Genomic DNA, 18,782 nt, shown 5'->3' with positions numbered 1-18,782 from the left:
AAAGCCAAGAAGTTTTCAAAGAGATTGAAAATAAGTTCAAGGCGCTAGATCATCCTGAGCAGGAGAATGGCTTAGTAAGATGCTATAGGTATATGGAAAAAAGACTGGATATGATGAATTATAAAAACGCTTTAGATAAGGGCTTACCGATTGGGTCAGGCGAGATAGAAAGTAGTCATAGACATGTGGTACAAAAGAGGCTGAAGATAGCGGGAGCTTGGTGGAAGACAGAAAATGCTAATGCGATGCTAAGCTTAAGAATAGGTAGATTAAATGGTTATTGGGAAGCTTACTGGAATTCTTACAAAGCTGCGGCTTAAAAAAGATTGCCAACACTTTTGTTTACACCCCTTAACAGAAGCACATTTCTGATTTATTGACCTTATGTTAAAAGATCAGTATAATTGCACTCCTAAGCTTTAATCTTTAAGCCTAAATAAGGTATCATAAAGCCCATCTAAGGATTTAGAAAAAAGCTAAGAAAATTATTATTTTTTATTAAAACTTTTCTTATAAAGTTTGAAATTTATTTTTACACACTTTAATCAAGCTTATTGCTACCCTTTTGCCTATCACCTCTAAGCCCTCCACAATTAGCAAGTTACTAGCTAATTGAAATAAATAAGAATCCTGATTATAATTGGAATAGGTTAGAAGTTTAGCTTTAATTCCTTTTTTAACGCATTTAATTTCTATCTTAAGTCTATTGCCCTCCACCTAAAAAGCTTACATCCCTCCTGTTAACATTAGATAAATTAAAAAAAATAAAATTTACTTTGTAGACGGTGGAAGCCATTCCAAAACTCCTTGACCATTCAGAGAGAAAAGAATTATACTAGACTTGTAAAGTGAAAGAATTTTTTGTCATCATTTAGGCACTGAGAAATATTTAAATTTTGTTGCCACCAATAAAATTTCTTTATTTTTGCCAATTTATTTCTAAGCAAAGGCTGTGGCTATGGGCGAAAAAACTGAAGAAGCAACACCAAAAAAGTTAAGGGATGCCAAAAAGAAGGGTCAGGTAGCTAAATCTCAAGACCTTCCTTCTGCTTTTACCTTTATTGTCTCGGTTTATGCAGCCGTAGCATTAAGTTCAACCCTCTATCAGCAATTAGGAGATTTCACGGTAGGGACTTTTCGCATGATAGCCACCACTAATCTGGATGTGGCTATTCCTCAGCTCTATTACCAATCTGCTATTGTAATCTTTATAGCTAGCATTCCTCTGATGGCTATCGTATGTGTAGTCGGCGTTATCGTCAATTTTTTAACCGTTGGCCCGGTTTTTGCTATAGAAGTATTTAAGTTTGACCCCAAGAAATTTAATCCGATACAAAACTTAAAAGCAAAATTTAAGCTTAAGACTTTAATTGAATTGTTGAAATCAACATTAAAGTTATTTATTGCTAGCTACTTAATCTACCAGGTCATGATGAAGAGCTTACCCATTTTGATAAAAACAGTATCTATGCCGATGATCTCTGCTTTGTTGGTTTTTGATGCTTTTTTGATGGAAGTAGTAGCAAAAATAGGCTTATTTTTTATTATCATAGCGGTAGCCGATTTTATCTATCAGAAGAAAACGTTTGCTAAAGAAATGAAAATGGAAAAATTTGAGGTCAAGCAAGAGTATAAAAACTCGGAAGGAGATCCTCATATTAAAGGTAAACGAAAGCAAATTGCCCATGAAATTGCTTATTCAGAGGGACCTGCAGCAGGTGTTAAAAAAGCCAAGGCAGTTGTCACTAATCCTACCCACCTAGCTATAGCGATAGGATACGAACGAGAGATAGATGCAGCTCCTTACATCTTAGTAATGGGTAAAGATTTACTAGCAGAAAGAATTATTAAACTTGCCGAAGAATACGAAGTTCCGGTTTTACGGAATATTAAATTAGCCCATCGACTCTGGGAATCTGGGGAAATCTATCAGTACATTCCCGAAGACACCTATGAAGCCTTAGCAGAAATACTACGGTGGGTTAGCTCGTTAAATACCGAGGCTCAATACGATTATATAGGGGAAAAGTGACACATGAACTTTTTTAGAAAAATTTTGGACGGAATAACTGCCCGCCTAGGAGGAGAAAGATCGCTTGAAAATATTTCAAGATCAAGTGATGTCTTTCTTGCTTGCTTGATCATTGGTATTTTAATGATGATCATCCTTCAGCTGCCTCCTCACCTCATTGATTACTTAATTGCCTTTAACTTAGCTATCTCAGTGGCTCTCTTAATGGTAGGGATGTATATCCCTAGCGCTGTGCATTTATCTATTTTTCCCTCTTTACTGCTGATTACGACTCTCTACCGGCTAGGATTAAATATTGCTTCTACCCGTCAAATTTTATTACATGCTAATGCCGGCGAGATTATTTATGGTTTCGGTAATTTTGTTGTCGGCGGCAACTTTGTAGTGGGAGGAGTTATATTTCTTATCATTACCTTGGTCCAATTTATTGTCATCACTAAAGGTGCCGAACGGGTGGCAGAGGTAGCCGCACGTTTTACTTTGGATGCGATGCCCGGTAAGCAAATGAGTATCGATGCTGATATGAGGGCAGGGATTTTAGACCAAAACCAAGCCCGTGAAAAACGCCTAGCCATCCAAAAAGAGAGCCAGCTATATGGTGCGATGGATGGTGCGATGAAATTTGTGAAAGGTGATGCGATCGCAGGCATTGTAATTACCCTCATAAACATTATAGGTGGAATTATTATCGGTAATACGATGAATGGAATGACCATGGCGGATGCCGCCCAAACCTATAGCGTTTTATCGATTGGTGATGGTCTGGTATCTCAAATTCCATCTTTATTGATTACTATTACTGCAGGTTTGGTTACTACACGTGTTTCCAATGAAACTTCCGATTCTAACTTAGGTGCTGAAATATCAGGGCAAATTTTAAAGCAGCCTAAGGCTCTGTTGCTGGCTGCGGCCTTTTTAATGGGCATGGCCATTATGCCTGGATTTCCTGCCGCCCCCTTCTTAATCCTTTCTGCAGGCATGGGTTTAATTGGCTACTCTCTTATGTCAGCGGCAAGGTTGAAAAGAGAAGCAGCAGGTGGCCTTACTTCAGCAGGCGGGGGAACTATTTCTTCAGTAGCCGCAGCAAGCCCAAGTATAGACACTTCTGTTTCCGGCCATAAAGTAATTGCAGGTGGAGGCATTGATAATTACGCTCTCACCCTTCCTGTGATTCTAGAATGTGGTAGACACTTAAGTGGAGAGATCCAAAAAGCCCAAAAAGGACAAAGCTTTGTCGATCAAATGATTCCTAAGATGCGACAAGCTCTCTATGCCGATCTGGGTGTGAGATTTCCTGGCGTGCACGTACGTACAGACTCCCCTGTCCTTGAATCTGATGAATATTCCATTCACCTAAATGAAGTTCCTATTATTCGAGGAAGAGCTTTAGAAAACAGCGTGCTAACAAACGAAAGTGAAGAAAATCTTAAGCGCTACAACCTTCCTTACGTGAGCTATAAGAACTCCTTAGGGATGCCTTCCTTATGGGTAAGTATACAAAACAAAGAGCTTTTAGATAAAGCGGGTATCAAATATTGGAATGCCTTAGAGGTGATGGTTTTGCATGTATCTTACTTTTTTCGCCATTATGCTAATGAATTTGTGGGCATTCAAGAAGTAAAATCGATGATTGAGTTTGTAGAGAAATCTTTTCCTGATCTAGTCAAAGAAGTTACCCGTTTAATTCCCCTCCAGAAAATGACCGATATCTTTAAACGTTTAATTCAAGAACAAGTTTCAATCAAAGACTTACGCACAATTTTAGAAGCTTTAAGTGAATGGGCTCAAACAGAAAAAGATACAGTTTTGCTGACTGAATATGTACGTTCCTCCCTTAAACGCTACATTAGCTTTAAGTATTCACAAGGACAATCTGTTCTTTCGGTTTATATTTTAGATCCTGAAATTGAAGATATGGTGCGAGGGGCTATTAAACAAACTTCTGCTGGCTCCTATTTAGCTTTAGATCCTGATTCTGTGCAATTGATTCTGCAAAGCATCCGTAATACCGTGGCGCCTCCTCCTCCTGGAGGGCAACCCCCCGTTATCCTAACAGCCATCGACGTTCGCCGATTCGTTCGCAAGCTTGTAGAGATGGAGTTTTCTGATATCTCGGTAGTTTCCTACCAAGAAATTGTTTCTGATATTCGTCTTCAACCCTTAGGGAGAATACAGATAGGATAGCCTAATTTTAACGTTAAGTTTCACAAGAAGGTAAGACTATGGTCGTAGATCTTGGACATTTACAGAACCCTGATGGATTGAAACAAATCTTGATGGGAATGAAAGAGGATCAAGCATCCGATAAATTGGTAGCAAAAGCTGCTATTATCGCTTCTGAGCAGAAAGCAGAATTGCAAGAGCAACAATCGGAGGAAAAAAACCCCTTAGCAGCAGCGCTACGCCGCTCAGATCGTCAGATTAAAGCTCATACTTCTAGTGTTAAAAAAGCTAAGGAAGCCAAATTAGCGCAGAAAAAGTTAATGCCACCTAAAGAGCTAGAGGAAGGGGCTCAACAATTCTCCAAGAGAAACCCTCAATTTCCTCCTGCAGGCTTACTCGCCTTAACTGAAAAGCTTAAAGATGGCATGAGTAAGCAAGATATCTTGGAAATGATTCATAAAGAATATCCCAATCCCATTGAAGCTAGCTTAGCTTTAGAATTTCTTATCTCTGTAGCCTTAGAGGATTTTAAAGACACTCTTCAGGTTGCGCAAGTAGATTTGAACAAGGAAATCATTGATAAACGTGAACAGGAAGTAGCCCATAAGGTCGAGACGGAAGCCAAAAAGGCTACACAAGAAGCCACAGAAGCGGCTTTAAAAATTGTCCAAGGAGGGGATCTCAATAAATTATTAGATTACTTGATGTCAAATCCTATTGAAGCCACAGCTATTTATAAAATGTTAGATGAAGGCTATGGAAAAAATCTAAAAAAAATTGAGTCTTTTCTTTTAAAAAAATGTGGGATAGAAATAAATAAGCTGAAGAAGCTAGATGATAAAGAAGATGTGGCCCACATGAAAAATACAATGGCTCTTTTAAAAAAATTGCAAGCTATCATGGGCGTTGACAGGTATTTTGAAATTCGAAACGCTAACAAACCTATAAAAGCCGCTAGAGCTAGCTAGAATTTTTAACCACGATTGATTATGGCAAAATTTACTGCCCATGAAGTTTCTAGGCAATTTTTATATCTGGCTGCAGAAAGATTTTTGTCGTCCGATAAGATTATCCAGGCAGCCGTGAAAGCTGGTGCACAGACAATAGAGGATAAGATTACTTTGATTAACCAGATGCGTGATGCAGTTAGGCAAGTTTCTATTCATCATATTTTTCGCTCTGTCCAGCATCGCGATGAAATGTTTAGTGCCATCCTGGAAGCTTTAAGTGACTTAGAAGATCAATTAGAAGAAGAGCTAATTAAACAAGAAGAAGAACAGCAGCTACATATTAACCCTAATAATGAATGAGGTTTTAATGCCTTCTCATAATCTAGAATCGCTTCTGAAAGATCTTGGAGAGAAAATTGAACTTTCGCATTTAGAACCGACAGGAAATAATAATATCACCCTTCTTTTAAAAGGCAACAATGAGGTGGTATTGCAGAAGCATAACACTCAGCCTTATCTGATCATTTCGTTTGAAATCCTTGAATTGCCGGCCGGCCGTTTTCGTGAAAATATCTTTCGCGAAGCTCTTAAATTTAATCATCTAAATAAAGCTCATGAAGGCATATTTGCTTTTAGTAAAAAAACTCAAGTGTTTTTTTTGTTTGATATGTTACCTTTTGATGAAATCTCCGGTGAGCAAGTCAATACAATTATGCAGAATTTATCAGAAAAAGTGACTCTTTGGAAAGAAGCTCTTAACCGCGGAGAGATTCCCACCATCGGCTTTTCTAGCTTAACTTCTCCAGGAGGAGGTAGCAGCTTTTTTGGCATACGGCCTTGATGGGCTCATATTTTCTTAAGGCCAGGCAGCTAAGCTGTCTTTATTCTTTAGAGAGATTTTTGGCCAAGAAAGCCTAAAAACAAGCATAAAGCTGCTTATCTTATTTTGAAAATCAATGGCTAAGGATGCTTTAGCCCTTTTTTTGTATTTATTCTTATATAGACTATCTATTAATCTGCAGGCATGACAATGATAACGCCCCAGCTTTGTAACTCGCTTTTGGCCACTCCCTCAGCTCCCGGCTGGAAGGCAGTGGGCATAAAACCACACCACGGCATTAATGTTCCCCTATTCTCTTTACATACCCAAGTTAGTGGAGGCATAGGCGAATTTCATGACTTAAAATGGGTGATTGATTGGTGCCATCAAGTTAATTTTAATCTGATCCAGCTTCTTCCTCTCAATGACACGGGCCCTGAACCTAGTCCCTATAGCTCTATTTCAGCTTTTGCTTTAAATCCTCTACATATAAGTCTTTCTTCCCTTCCAGATGTAGAAACTTATAAAGATTTAACAGGCCTACTTGCTGAATTGCAATTGCTCACAAAAAAACAGCGTGTGGATTACCCTACCCTCCATATTAAACGCGATCTCTTTTTGCAGCTCTACTATCAATATACGTATGCGCATCAATCTCAATCTCCTGGCTACCTAAATTTTACTAAAGAAAATCCTTGGCTGCAGAGCTATGCTCTTTTTAAGGCATTAAAAAAAATTAGCAATTGGCAACCTTTAGATAGCTGGCCTTCAGAACTTCAAGATCCTTGTTCAGCAGAAATAAAGCGGCTGCAAAAAAAATATGAAACCCAAATTTCCTATCATATATTCCTACAATATCTCTGTTTCAAACAATTTGAAGAAGTACGAAAGTATGCTCGATCTAAGGACATCTTATTAAAAGGCGATATCCCTATCCTCATTAGCCGAGAAAGCGCTGATGTATGGCTTCATCGTAAACTTTTCATCATGGATCAAAATGCTGGGGCTCCCCCCGATATTTATAGCCAAGAAGGGCAAAATTGGCACTTTCCTCTTTACAATTGGGAGGAGATGGAAAAAGATCATTATACCTGGTGGCAAGAGCGTTTAAAAGTGGCCGGTCGCTTATATGATATTTTTCGCATCGATCATGTCGTGGGTTTTTTTCGTATATGGGCCATCCCTTTAGGTAAAGCTAGCGCTGAGGGAAATTTTTTTCCTGAGGATGAAACACAATGGGTTCCTTTAGGTAAAAAGAATCTTGCCATGATGCTAAAAAATTGCTCGATGCTACCGATTGGTGAAGACTTAGGGGCTGTCCCTGTGAAGGTAAGAGAATGCTTAAAAAGCTTAGGGATATGCGGCACAAAAGTTATGCGATGGGAAAGAGATTGGCAAGGAGATAAAAGCTTTATTGATATCCATGCTTATCCGCCAGAGAGCATGACCACAGTTTCTACCCATGATTCCGAAACGTTAAAGCAGTGGTGGAAAAATCATCCTGAGGAAGCCCTTTATCTATGCCAAGCCAAGGGGTGGGAGTATGAGCCTGCCTTATCATTTGAGAAAAATCTAGCCATCCTTAAAGACAGCCATCGCTCTCCTAGCCTTTTTCATATTAATCTTCTCAATGAATACTTTTCCCTTTTTCCCTACATGACCTGGGATGAGCTCAGCGATGAGCGCATTAATGATCCATCGGGACACTCCACTACCAATTGGACCTATCGCTATCGCTTGTGTTTTGAAGAGATTTATCATAACAGCGAATTAATAGCTCTCATGAAGAGCTTAGTTAAAGTAAAAAATTAAATGAAAATGCGCTTGATTTTCTTTATCTTTCTTATTTTTTTCTATCCATCTTTAGGGAAAGCAAGAGAGCCTAGTCATGCTAAGATTAAAACGCTCTATAGTAGCTTAAATCCTCATTCGATTGCAGAGCACCTTGCCTTCTATCAGCTTTATCCTCAAAGCATAGAAGGCAAAAAAGCTTGCCATGAGGCATGGCAACTTCTTAATAAAAGCAGTGGTAATGAAATAGTTTCTTTATCCTCCTTGCCTGATGTAAATTCCATCCTTCAAGCGATCATTGCTTTAATTAACAAAGAACCTAATGAAGAGCTCCCTACTCTTTCAGGGGCAGAACTAAATGTGATAAATAAGCTCTGTAGTCAACTAGGCAATAGAAGTCTAAAAGGCTATAAGGCCACTTCAGAAGCAGATATGATTGCTTTACCTTCCCAAGAGATTGATTTAGCACGAGGGATTTTTTTATCGCAACTAGGTGGGGGGCCGGCAGCCCTTTTACAAATTGATAGCTATGAAGCGCTGATAGATTTGATGGCTCTTCAAATATTAGCTCAAATTCCTACAGATGCTACTCCTGAACAAATAATTAAAGCGATTAATCATTTTGTGTTTACCGAAATGGAGTTTCGTTTTCCCCCTCACTCTTTATATGCTAAAAATATAGATATTTATACTTTTTTACCCGCTGTACTTGATTCTAGAAAAGGAGTCTGCTTAGGAGTTTCTATTCTTTACCTTAGCTTGGCCCAACGTCTTAGTTTACCCTTAGAGATGATCACTCCGCCTGGCCACATATATGTCCGTTATCATCAAGGTGACAAGGTTATCAACATTGAGACAACGGCACGAGGAGTTGAGCTTGAAAGTGAGGAATATTTGAGCATCGACACATGCCAGCTGCAGTTACGCGATCTTAAAGAAGTTATTGGCTTTGCTTATATCAACCAAGCTTCTGTATTTTTACAGGAAGAAAAATATGATCAGTCCTTAGCTATTTACCTAAAAGCCCTCCCTTATTTACCTCACGACATTTTGCTAAAAGAACTCTTGGGCTTTAATTATTTATTTGTGGGGAATCGTGAAAAGGCAATGGCTTTGTTAGAAGAAGTTAAAAATTATATTCCTACCTATACGATTAGCGGCAGTTCCCTAGCAGAAGATTATCTTTTAGGGAAAATAGATGCAGAAGGAATAAAAGCCATATTTAGGCGCGTAGATGAAACACGTGCCTCCATCCTCGAAAAGCAAAGCCGACTGGCTCAAGCTCTAAAAAAACATCCTCAGTTTCGAGCCGGCATGGCCGCTTTAGCTATCACATGGCTGCAACTCCATCGCGAAGGAGAGGCTCTTGAAATATTAGAGAAACATCATGCCCTTGAACCCTTCGATCCTACGACCAACTATTACATGGCAGCACTCTATGCAGAAAGAATGGATTATAATAAAGCCTGGGATCATCTAAAACTAGCAGAAAAAATTGCACATGGGCGTACTCATTTTCCACTTGCTTTAAAAGAACTTAGATATAAAATTGCCTACTTATGCCCGGAATTTCTTGCGGAGTAGATTGAAAAAAACTCTATGCATGCTTGCAGGCAGGGGTTAAAGCAACCCTTATAGCTTAAAGATGAGTGAGCAAAATTTTAGGCTTACTTTGTAAAAGCAAGCTGAAGAAAAAGCATCCTACATTTACTTCTAGGAGTCAAAGTCATTTTTATTAGAAATAATAAATTAAGAATGGATGACATTTGAAGTCGTAACCTACATCTTAAGAGGCTATAGCTGATGATAAAAAAGATCTCCCTTACCCTTCTATTGATACTCACCCTGACCGGTTTGGCATTTTTTTACTTGGCTCCTCGTAGGCAGTTTCTCCATTATCCTCAGAATACTATTTATCGTAGCCAAACGGTTCAGATCGCCGTACCTTCTTGCCCCCTACAAGCAAATTCTTTGATAGTAGAATCTATATTTCCCGAGAAAAGTCTCTCTCAATGGACTAAAAGGCAGCATGCTGAATCCTATCATCTTCTAGAGAATACAGCTCTATTATGGAAAGATAATGAATTTATCGATAATTTTATGATTGTTGCTACCATTCCTCCACGCATGCATGCTGATAATTTTTTCTGGGAAATTATTCCTTATACAAAAAAAAATTATAATTTATTTGAGCAGCTTTTAGTGCTAGGAAAGTTAACCTTTGATAGTCCCTGCCTTCCCAAAGCTGAACGTCAATCCATTAAAAGGAAATATCAAGATTATCTACCTTTTTTTTCCAAAAGTTATAGGCCTGTCCCTGAAGACAACTTTTGCCCTCCCGTCGATGCCTTTTGCCAGCCAGAGATTATTACCAAGCAGCTCCTCTACGAAGGTAAGCATATTCAGCTACTCTACAATCATGCCCCCATAGGGATAGGCGAAGAAAAACCTCATTTTTTAATTATTCCTAAAGCCCATCGTACAAATTTCATGGAACTTACCTTGGAAGAATATATAGAAGCTCAAGAGATTTCTTCTAAACTTATTTTATATTACAAGCAAAGAGGTTATCCTATTGTCTATATTTTTCATAAGTCAGGAAAGTATGCCGGACAAACTGTACCTCATTGGCATGAGCACCTTATTTTTGCCCCGCATCGCACCCATGAATTTGTAGGAAAATTAATGGCCTTGCAAAAAATGCTTCTTCCCACCTCTCCTCTTAATGAGAAAAAATTAAAAAAGCTTGTTGATAAATATCGCCTACAAGTAAAAGAGGCTTTAAACTCTTTAAATGATAGTAATTACACTAAGGAATAGCTATGGCTAAGATTAAAATTTATACTAAAACTGGCGATAAGGGTGAAACCACATTATTTTCTGGCCAGCGTGTCCTTAAAGATGATCCTTTCATCGAAGCTTTAGGCTCTGTAGATGAATGCAATTCAGCGATTGGAACGGCTCTTTCCCTATTACCTCATGATCCACAGTTACAGCTAACCAAAAAGCAACTAGAAACCATTCAACATACTTTGTTTGATCTGGGAGCCGCTATCGCTACTCCCCTCGGTCAGGCTTCAGCAAGTAAAGTTGAGCGCACACGTTTTGATCAGGAAGGCATTGAGATGTTAGAAAAATGGATTGACCTAATGGAAGAGCAACTCCCCCAACTTCATACTTTCATCCTCCCTGGCGGCCATCCTGCCGGTGCTTTCTTGCATCTAGCACGCAGCATTTGTCGCCGCGCCGAAAGGGATGTGATCCCTCTTACCAGAAACGCCGATATCTCAAAAAATGTAGCCATTTATCTTAATCGCTTGTCAGATTATCTCTTTGTGTGCTCTAGATATGCCAATCATCTTTGTAAGCAACCGGAGATCTTCTGGACTATGCATAAACATTCTTCCCTGCTGGAGAGCTAAAGGAAAACAGATCACCTCTAGAATGAGGTTATTTCTTCTTTTTTTAAAGTTTAAATAAATTTAATGGCAAAGAGCTCTTACACAGCTTATAAATTTTCCCTTCAAGGCAACCTCTATTTCACTATTACATATAAATAAAAAAGGTGCTTAATCCCACTCCCCAATATTTTTTTTGCAATGAATCAAAACGTTTTATCCATTCATACAGTCTTAAGAAGCGCTTGATAGCTTTGAACTATCGCTTCCCCAAAAAGGTATTATTTGGTGTCTTTCGAAATAATATATATATCATTTTTTAAAGCTTTTTTCTCAAGTTTTTGAAGATTCTTAAAATATTTCTTAACACACACCATGATTTCATAGCGAGTCTTTCTTTCAGGGGTAGAATTTTTATTGGGCAAAAATTTACATTTTTGCTTGGCAAAATCTTTTACATCTGAAGGAAGGTCTAACAGTGAGGAGTATCCCTCTTGTTGGCGCTTTTTATCTAGCTTAAGCAGTTTTTTAGTAGCAAGGAAGTTACCCACTTCTATAGCGTGATATATAAAAGGAAGAGTTCCAGCCACATGAAGGTCAGCCCCTTTTGCTAATAGAAGCTTAATAATTTCAGGATAAAACCGTTTCTTACCGATAGTATAATGGAGAGGAGTTTTCCATTTCTTATCTATGGCATTCATATCTGCACCACCATCAAGTAAGCGAGACGTAATCTCTATTAAACCTCGCTTTGTTGCTAGATGGAGAGGAGTAGAGCCTCTTTTACTGTTGCAATCGCTTATTTGTACATCCGCTCCTTTGGAGAGAAGGTAATGCACTAATTCTTCCTGACGAGAACGCACGGCTTCACTTAAAAAATTTTGCTGTTCCTTAAAGAAAGAATCAAGTATCGACGGATCTTTAGCTTCTATAATTTGTTTGACTCGTTTGAGCTGCCCCTGGCGGCAAAACCACTGCAGGGTGGAAACCTTAGGGTCTTTTTCTTCATCAATAAATATTGGAAGGCTCTCATCTGTAGATAGCTGGGCAAACTTTTTACACACTAGCCTTAGCTGGCGCATTTCCTCAGCACTTAGATAACGGAAGATAGCAAGAAACAATTCATTGGGCCAGGATTCAAATGAGCTTACCTTCAGGGAGTATCTTTCATGAAAAATAGTAGATACAGAAATAGCCGAATTATTTGTTATTAGATGCATAAGGTTAATCTCCTGAATTCCTGCTCTCCTAATACAAAAGAGGGTTGTAGTTCAATAATAAGCGATCACAAGATATAAAAGGCTTTTTAGATATTAGAAGGTATAGGTTACTTGGTACGAGCTGCATGGATAACGTCTGCTAGAAAATCTAGAATAGATTTTACTTGTCGATAAAGAATTTTGATACAGCTAGGCAGCACTTCCCTCTATCTTTTGCCATAGGTAGGCTGGCTACCTAGGCATAATCACATGCAATGGCTAGATTTCTTAAAGATTCTTGAGCGACATTATGAGTTATAGGAATAGCAGGATGTTTCAAATAAGCAGAAAAATGGGAAATATTTGGTTTACTTTAAAAGCTTGTAGCAAAACTTCCGTAATTTTTTGGCGCTACTCCAGCACTACAGCGCTTGCAACTCTTCTTGTATATAACGCCAGTTAAGATATCCATACTGCTGCCAAGTAGACTGGCTGATTTGTCCTTTTTCTATGCGATGCTTATCTTTAAAAAGCTCTTGCAAGGTATCATATAGGTTTCCTAAACGCTATGCATCTTCCAAGGATATAGTGGGCTGTTCTGCTTGACATTCCTTGTATGTTACGGATTATTGGAATGCCCGAAGGGCAGAGAGTGCTAGCTTCTAGATAATGCGACACCTTAAACAGACAAGCTATTAGATCATTTACGCAACAAGGCCATCTTTTAATCTAATACAGCCTTGCTGGGACTTTATCTTAAAGCTTTAATAATTCTGGAAACTTTCAGGGCTTAATACTTTACAGATATCGAGAATGCTATCATGATTATCTTCAACTAATTTCCTTCCACATTCTTCAAGCTCACGAATAGTTTGTGGATCCGTGCCATCAAGAGGAGGAGCTGGCTTGTCGAATTCATACTGAAAACGATGATAATTGTTACTCCCTATCATATAGGACACGATATTGTGTGTTTCAAAATATGGTTGAGTCATTTGAGACCATATGTCTCCAAAATTCTTATAATCACCAGGAAGCATACTATCTTTTCCCCCGGTTCCAAGAGATAGCACAAATAAATCCTCTTTTTTGTGTCCATTCGCAAGGGCTTCAACTACACAGGGTAATGCAGGATTGTTCTGTAAAGCACCACCATCTATAAGCCAGTCCTCTGTCCTTTGGGCATTTTCCGTTACGTTATACTCTGCTACAACAGGAGGAAAATAGATCGGAACAGCAGACGTTACTCTGGCCACATGAGACATAGAAAAATTAAGACTATTCACGCGTGAAATTAGATGCGGTAAATTAGTTAAATCTCTTGCTTTTAAATCGTTTAAACGATAGGAGAAAGTTTTCATTCCCCTTCCGGTATAAAGGTGTACGGTTGTAGGAATATCATCATGGGAAGTAATTTCAAGCTCGGGTCCGTTTACCAATTGTGAGACTAACGAAAAGCCTGTAGAAAACGTATTTCCTCCTATGCTCTTAATTTTACGTAAGATTTCATCAGAAGTATTAGTTATAACTACCACCTCAGTCAATGCTGAAGATAAAAAAGTCTTCTGTCCTAATTTTTTCTCAAAAAATTCTGAGGGATCCTTATACTTAGGATTATGCAAAATCCTTTCAATATTATTCACGAACCACTTAACTTTTTCCATCAATCCTAATTCTGCTGGCGGGGGAGAATAATTTGAATTGCGCTGAAAAATTTTAGCATATTCCCCTGTATACATGTCTAATAGATTTTGAGCGGTATATTGAGGCTTTCCTGAGATATGTTCATGGGGCTTGCTCAGTCCTAGGGCCAAAATTCCCCCTGTTGATGTTCCTCCAATTAACTTAAACAATTCTGCAATGCTCTTGCCTGTTATCTCTTCAATTGCCACTAGCATTGTAGCAGGAATAATACCTCGGATACCTCCACCATCTAGGGAAAGGATAGGATATATTGATTTCCTATTTTCATATCCTGCATATGATGTGCTGCTCTCCTGTGGACCATAAGGCGTAGAGGAAGGAATGGGATGTGGCGGTCTTATTGCTATAAGACCAGGATGTTCCCTAAAAAACACTTCTGAACGATAACTCTTAAAGCACTTAGTATAGAGTTCTCTACATTCTTTAATGAGCTTTTTATATATAGGTAATAGATTGCTTGAAACCTCTCTTTCAATTTTCGTAGTAGACATATCTAAGTGAGCTAGCTTGCGTTCGACGTCATCGCTGCACATAAGGATTCGATTTTGAATAGCATTTAACATATCAACAATTTTATTTAAGTTATCAACGCGTGTACAACAATTATTTATTATATTTTCGGTATTCTCAAGAGATAAAGCACAATTAAACACTGCTTTAATATCACCCCGTACATTTTGCTTAACTATTTGGAATCGCTCGTGAAGCTTTATTAATTCTTCTCTCTTTGAAATAATGCCAACTTCTTGTTGAAAACGTTCTAATATTAATGCGTATTTTGTAGATCCATCCCTTGCTGTATTGATTTCTCTGCATATGCCTTTTATGTCTTCTATGCTTTTTGAGTAAAGTCTATCCTGATAAGGAGTAGTTGCTGTATCTGTACTTTCTTTGATCATAGGAATGCCTTATTGTTAATTAAATGCAAATAGTTGATAATATTGCTCAAAAAGTTTTTTTTAAAGCTAATTTTTTTACCCCTATAAATTATTATGCAAGTGATTAATTGTAAAAGCAATAAGCGATGGCATGCAAACAATCTAATAGCTTATCTTTACGGTAAAGACTATGCTAGCTCACGTCATACCATTTAAGATACTACCCCCTCAGCTATTAGGGATTCCAAAAGGTACCCTCTAGCCGAAGCCTTAGGATGCAGTCCATCCATTGCGTTAATTAGGATGACCTCTCAGAAGAAGGATCTTCTTAAAAACTCTTTTTGAAGCGATATGACGCCGTTTCGTCTCGTGACTTTCTATGATAGCGGCGAAGCTTTTTATTAAGCTTTCTACCGTCATGGCCTCCTTCCGGGCCTCCTAATAACTCTTAAAGCTTCCTTTCATTTTCATTTAGATAGAGTTTAAGTCTTTGCTTATTCTTTCTTCTCTGCCCGGAGGCACTAAAAGTCTATACTTTAGACATACGCAGATAGGTTAAAAAGCTTGTTTATCGTAAGAGTCTTCACTGTAAGCATTCTTTACACTTTGGGCAGTTTAAGGATCATCGGGCTTATCACTAAATCACGAGCCTTATTGCCCTTTTGTCCACTCATTCATCATGATTTCCTGCGCGCTGCAACAAAATTTATAACCAAACTCAACCTGCTTTTATCACTTATAGAATCGAAAAAATTTTTCCTGTTTTTATGCCAAACAGGGCTCTTGCCATCTGCCATACGATTTGAGTAATTCAACCAACTTATCATCAGCTTCAGCGAAAGGAATATTTTTCTGCACACATTCTTTGCCTACATATAGATCGATCATGCCTGCCTTGGACCCCACATATCCAAAGTCCGCATCAGCCATCTCCCCAGGACCATTGACAATGCAGCCCATAATAGCAATCTTGACTCCAGGCAGATGTGAAGTTCGCTCACGTATCCTTTTAGTCACTTCTTGCAGATCAAATAAAGTTCTGCCACAGCTGGGGCAGGAGATAAAGTCGGTCTTAACCATGCGCATACGAGCCGCTTGCAAGATACTAAAACTTAAATGACGCAAATAATTAATCTCGTAAGGAGCCTCCAGCCATATTCCCTCTCCCAGTCCATCGCAAAAAAGAGCGCCATATTCCATTGAAGATTGAATCACTAGATCTTCTTGGCTGCCGCTATAGTGAAAGTTAAGGATGACAGGAATACCAATCTGGTTTTGCTTTAACCAATCAAAAAAACGGCGCGCTTTAAAAACACGAGAAGAAGAAGGACGAAATATAATCAAGGAAGGCTGTAAAGAAGGAATAGCTTCCCATTCGTCAGGAGATTCATCACTAATGGCGAGTGCCCAAGAAGCTTGAGAGCTTAACAAAAACTTATGCTGACTAACATATTGACGAGCTTCTATCAGATTCAATAAAGGCACTGCTCCTTCTTGAGAATGAGAGGAGAAAATACTTATCCCTATCTCTTGTAAAGGGTGCAGAACCTGCTTGTAAAAGTGGCCATCCGGAATAACAAGACCATCTACTGAAGAGATTTTAGGTTGAGGTCGTCCCAATTGTACCTCACAACCTAGATGCTGATAAAACAAGGCATCTTCTTGATTGCTTTTAAGAGCAGAGACCCAAACTGTGCCATCTTTATGCATGCCGATAGGCTTCGGATAAGTGATCGCACGTCTTTCAATATTCTGGAAATCCCGACAGCGCTCTTCAAATATTAGCTCATTTTGTTGAGAATATTCTTGGGTAAATTTGATTAAACGTCTGCAAGGGTCAATCTCATGCCAGGGATCCTCCGTCAAAGAGACCCGAATAGTATCTCCAATCCCATCTAACAGTAAGCTCCCAATTCCCATGGCAGATTTTATCCTTCCATCTTCCCCTTCGCCGGCTTCTGTAACCCCTAGATGTAAAGGATAGTCCCACCCTAATTTATACATCTCTGCTACAAGTAAGCGATAAGCCAAAATCATGACCTGAGGATTAGAAGATTTCATAGAAAATATAAAATCATGGTAGTCATTTTTACGACAAATCCTCGCAAACTCCAGCGCAGATTCTACCATTCCTGCAGGAGTATCGCCGTACCGATTCATAATCCTATCGGAAAGAGACCCATGGTTAGTTCCTATGCGCATCGCGCGCTTCAAGCTTTTACACTTTTCTACTAAAGGAGTAAATTTTTCTTCAATTTTTAATATTTCTTGAGCATACGAATAGTCATCATAATCGATCACTTTAAAGCTTGCTCTTTTATCGACAAAATTACCCGGGTTGATACGCACCTTATCAACGAAATCTATCACCCGCATAGCAGCCGGAGGAAAAAAATGGATATCTGCCACCAGGGGGATCGAATATCCTTTTTGAAGCAAGCCATTTTTTATGGCTTCGCAGCTGTCAGCTTCTTTCATACCCTGTACAGTCACACGTGCAATTTCACAACCAGCATCGGCTAAACGCATAATTTGCTGGATTGTCGCTTCAGCCTCCCGTGTATTGGAAGTGGTCATGGACTGAATGCGAATAGGATTGTTACCCCCCACTCCTACAGGGCCAACCATCACCTCACGTGTTGAGCGTCTTTTCAGCTGAGCAATCGATTCGCAGTATTTCATGAAATATACTCACTATAAAATTTCCTTTAAGCCATGAATTCTATCTTGATAATCCTAATATTGCAAGCAATCCTTCAAGAGGATAAGGATAACCCTTAAAAGCTCTCCACTCTTCTATTATTAGCTTTAAAAATTGAAGTAAAATTGGTTCTTCGAATGTTTAGGTGATAACACATTTCTTTAATGATAAAATCATCAAATAAAACTTTTTACATATAAATCCTCGAAGAGCCGATAAATTATTTATTTAAAAAAAAACGTACGATCCATCTATTCAAAGTAAATACCGAGGCAAAAGTAGGATAAAGGATAAAAGAGCAACGCACTGAGATAAGAATTATAGGATAAAAAATGCTTAATAAAATCTTTATCCAATTTTCCTGTAAGTTAAACTGCTTATATCTTAAGCTGCTTCATTGATTTCAAATAGGATTATTTTTAAAATGTAATCCACAAAAATTGATATGCAAAGGGTTGCCATGCGAACAAATTTTTTATCTAACAGCTGCCGATTTATCGTTAATAAGAGCGACTACTTGCCTTTTGTTAGTACTGTAACTAATTTAGTCTATATCTTTCAAAAAGCTGTTATTTTACCTATCAAGCAAAAAGGCTGTATGCCTAAAAGCTCCTACTATAATCATCTTAGTCAAAAAAGCTTTGCGCGCTGTATAATCTTGTTGCTCCCTGCCTTAGGAAATATAATAATTGGAATTTATGATTTTGCTCATAGAAAAAATTACACTAAAAACACGGGGGTAGAGCCAATCAATTATAATGATGGCACTTCTACCTTTACCCATCAACCGTTTAAAAACGATATTAAAATAGATCTTGCCACTGAAAAGCAAGACGATTCGGATCTTGGGTATGCTAACGAAGCAACCCCGTTTGAAAAAGTATATTATCAGGCGTGTCTCGAACTTGTCCAGAAAGATGGTTTGGTCCTTAAGTATACTCCTACGTTTCGCAATCATAAAGAATTCGTTCTTGCTGCTGTACGACAAAATGGCCTGGCGCTAGATTATGCTAGCCCAGAACTTCAGAATGATAGAGAGGTAGTGCTTATCGCTGTTCAACAAAATGCTTCAGCCGTTCAGTATGCTAGCCAAGAGCTTCAAAATGATCCGATAATTATTGCTCTAGTTACAACCCAATAAACTTA

The 18,782-nt window shown here is 38.5% G+C and carries 13 protein-coding genes and 1 pseudogene; 11 read left to right on the top strand and 3 right to left on the bottom strand.

Annotated features, from left to right (window positions below):
* The 10 genes and pseudogenes from NEOC65_RS05740 to NEOC65_RS05695 form a co-directional block, all read left to right on the top strand.
* A pseudogene (locus NEOC65_RS05740) lies at positions 1–320 on the top strand (hypothetical protein); the annotation flags it as partial.
* Positions 321–958: 638 nt separating this feature from the next.
* On the top strand, positions 959–2,032 hold the full coding sequence (sctU, locus tag NEOC65_RS05735) for a type III secretion system export apparatus subunit SctU (protein ID WP_166155377.1): 1,074 nt from the start codon (positions 959–961) through the stop codon (positions 2,030–2,032).
* Between the two features lie 3 nt (positions 2,033–2,035).
* Positions 2,036–4,216, top strand: coding sequence for a type III secretion system export apparatus subunit SctV (gene sctV, locus NEOC65_RS05730; protein ID WP_166155375.1), 2,181 nt, complete (start codon positions 2,036–2,038; stop codon positions 4,214–4,216).
* Between the two features lie 38 nt (positions 4,217–4,254).
* Positions 4,255–5,163 (top strand): hypothetical protein, encoded by a 909-nt coding sequence (locus tag NEOC65_RS05725; RefSeq protein ID WP_213151696.1) that lies wholly within the window; start codon positions 4,255–4,257, stop codon positions 5,161–5,163.
* A 21-nt stretch (positions 5,164–5,184) separates the two neighbouring features.
* Positions 5,185–5,505: a TyeA family type III secretion system gatekeeper subunit gene (locus NEOC65_RS05720; protein ID WP_039384997.1), complete on the top strand. Its 321-nt coding sequence runs from the start codon at positions 5,185–5,187 to the stop codon at positions 5,503–5,505.
* A gap of 7 nt (positions 5,506–5,512) precedes the next feature.
* The gene (locus NEOC65_RS05715) at positions 5,513–5,986 is read left to right on the top strand and encodes a CesT family type III secretion system chaperone (RefSeq protein ID WP_166155371.1); all 474 of its coding nucleotides are present in this window, start codon (positions 5,513–5,515) and stop codon (positions 5,984–5,986) included.
* Positions 5,987–6,175: 189 nt separating this feature from the next.
* Complete coding sequence (locus NEOC65_RS05710; RefSeq protein WP_213151714.1) at positions 6,176–7,777, top strand: 4-alpha-glucanotransferase; 1,602 nt, start codon at positions 6,176–6,178, stop codon at positions 7,775–7,777.
* Positions 7,778–9,340 (top strand): transglutaminase family protein, encoded by a 1,563-nt coding sequence (locus NEOC65_RS05705; RefSeq protein WP_249299083.1) that lies wholly within the window; start codon positions 7,778–7,780, stop codon positions 9,338–9,340.
* Between the two features lie 219 nt (positions 9,341–9,559).
* Entirely contained in the window at positions 9,560–10,576 is a 1,017-nt protein-coding gene (locus NEOC65_RS05700) for an HIT family protein (RefSeq protein ID WP_166155365.1), read from the top strand.
* An 11-nt stretch (positions 10,577–10,587) separates the two neighbouring features.
* Positions 10,588–11,178 (top strand): cob(I)yrinic acid a,c-diamide adenosyltransferase, encoded by a 591-nt coding sequence (locus NEOC65_RS05695; RefSeq protein WP_349305298.1) that lies wholly within the window; start codon positions 10,588–10,590, stop codon positions 11,176–11,178.
* A gap of 257 nt (positions 11,179–11,435) precedes the next feature.
* Here the strand turns inward: NEOC65_RS05695 and NEOC65_RS05690 are convergent, their stop codons facing one another.
* The 3 genes from NEOC65_RS05690 to ispG all read right to left on the bottom strand — a co-directional run bounded on the left by NEOC65_RS05690 (position 11,436) and on the right by ispG (position 17,617).
* Positions 11,436–12,374 (bottom strand): ankyrin repeat domain-containing protein, encoded by a 939-nt coding sequence (locus NEOC65_RS05690; protein WP_213156021.1) that lies wholly within the window; start codon positions 12,372–12,374, stop codon positions 11,436–11,438.
* A 743-nt stretch (positions 12,375–13,117) separates the two neighbouring features.
* The gene (locus NEOC65_RS05685) at positions 13,118–14,956 is read right to left on the bottom strand and encodes a patatin-like phospholipase family protein (protein ID WP_213156020.1); all 1,839 of its coding nucleotides are present in this window, start codon (positions 14,954–14,956) and stop codon (positions 13,118–13,120) included.
* A 744-nt stretch (positions 14,957–15,700) separates the two neighbouring features.
* The gene (ispG, locus tag NEOC65_RS05680; protein ID WP_213156019.1) at positions 15,701–17,617 is read right to left on the bottom strand and encodes a (E)-4-hydroxy-3-methylbut-2-enyl-diphosphate synthase; all 1,917 of its coding nucleotides are present in this window, start codon (positions 17,615–17,617) and stop codon (positions 15,701–15,703) included.
* Positions 17,618–18,096: 479 nt separating this feature from the next.
* Between ispG and NEOC65_RS05675 the strand changes: the two genes are divergently transcribed.
* Positions 18,097–18,777: a DUF4116 domain-containing protein gene (locus NEOC65_RS05675; protein ID WP_213156018.1), complete on the top strand. Its 681-nt coding sequence runs from the start codon at positions 18,097–18,099 to the stop codon at positions 18,775–18,777.
* Positions 18,778–18,782 lie beyond the last annotated feature (5 nt).

Origin of the sequence: Neochlamydia sp. AcF65, assembly GCF_018342435.1 — a bacterium.
Classification (GTDB): Bacteria; Chlamydiota; Chlamydiia; order Chlamydiales; family Parachlamydiaceae; genus Neochlamydia.
This window is presented reverse-complemented; position numbering and strand designations above follow the sequence as displayed.

Coding starts and splice junctions, on each gene's coding strand:
- ispG (WP_213156019.1), bottom strand. CDS start 17,617: ATGAAATACTGCGAATCGATTGCTCAGCTGAAAAGACGCTCAACACGT.
- NEOC65_RS05715 (WP_166155371.1), top strand. CDS start 5,513: ATGCCTTCTCATAATCTAGAATCGCTTCTGAAAGATCTTGGAGAGAAA.
- sctV (WP_166155375.1), top strand. CDS start 2,036: ATGAACTTTTTTAGAAAAATTTTGGACGGAATAACTGCCCGCCTAGGA.
- NEOC65_RS05725 (WP_213151696.1), top strand. CDS start 4,255: ATGGTCGTAGATCTTGGACATTTACAGAACCCTGATGGATTGAAACAA.
- NEOC65_RS05705 (WP_249299083.1), top strand. CDS start 7,778: ATGAAAATGCGCTTGATTTTCTTTATCTTTCTTATTTTTTTCTATCCA.
- NEOC65_RS05675 (WP_213156018.1), top strand. CDS start 18,097: ATGCGAACAAATTTTTTATCTAACAGCTGCCGATTTATCGTTAATAAG.
- sctU (WP_166155377.1), top strand. CDS start 959: ATGGGCGAAAAAACTGAAGAAGCAACACCAAAAAAGTTAAGGGATGCC.
- NEOC65_RS05685 (WP_213156020.1), bottom strand. CDS start 14,956: ATGATCAAAGAAAGTACAGATACAGCAACTACTCCTTATCAGGATAGA.
- NEOC65_RS05720 (WP_039384997.1), top strand. CDS start 5,185: ATGGCAAAATTTACTGCCCATGAAGTTTCTAGGCAATTTTTATATCTG.
- NEOC65_RS05690 (WP_213156021.1), bottom strand. CDS start 12,374: ATGCATCTAATAACAAATAATTCGGCTATTTCTGTATCTACTATTTTT.
- NEOC65_RS05700 (WP_166155365.1), top strand. CDS start 9,560: ATGATAAAAAAGATCTCCCTTACCCTTCTATTGATACTCACCCTGACC.
- NEOC65_RS05710 (WP_213151714.1), top strand. CDS start 6,176: ATGATAACGCCCCAGCTTTGTAACTCGCTTTTGGCCACTCCCTCAGCT.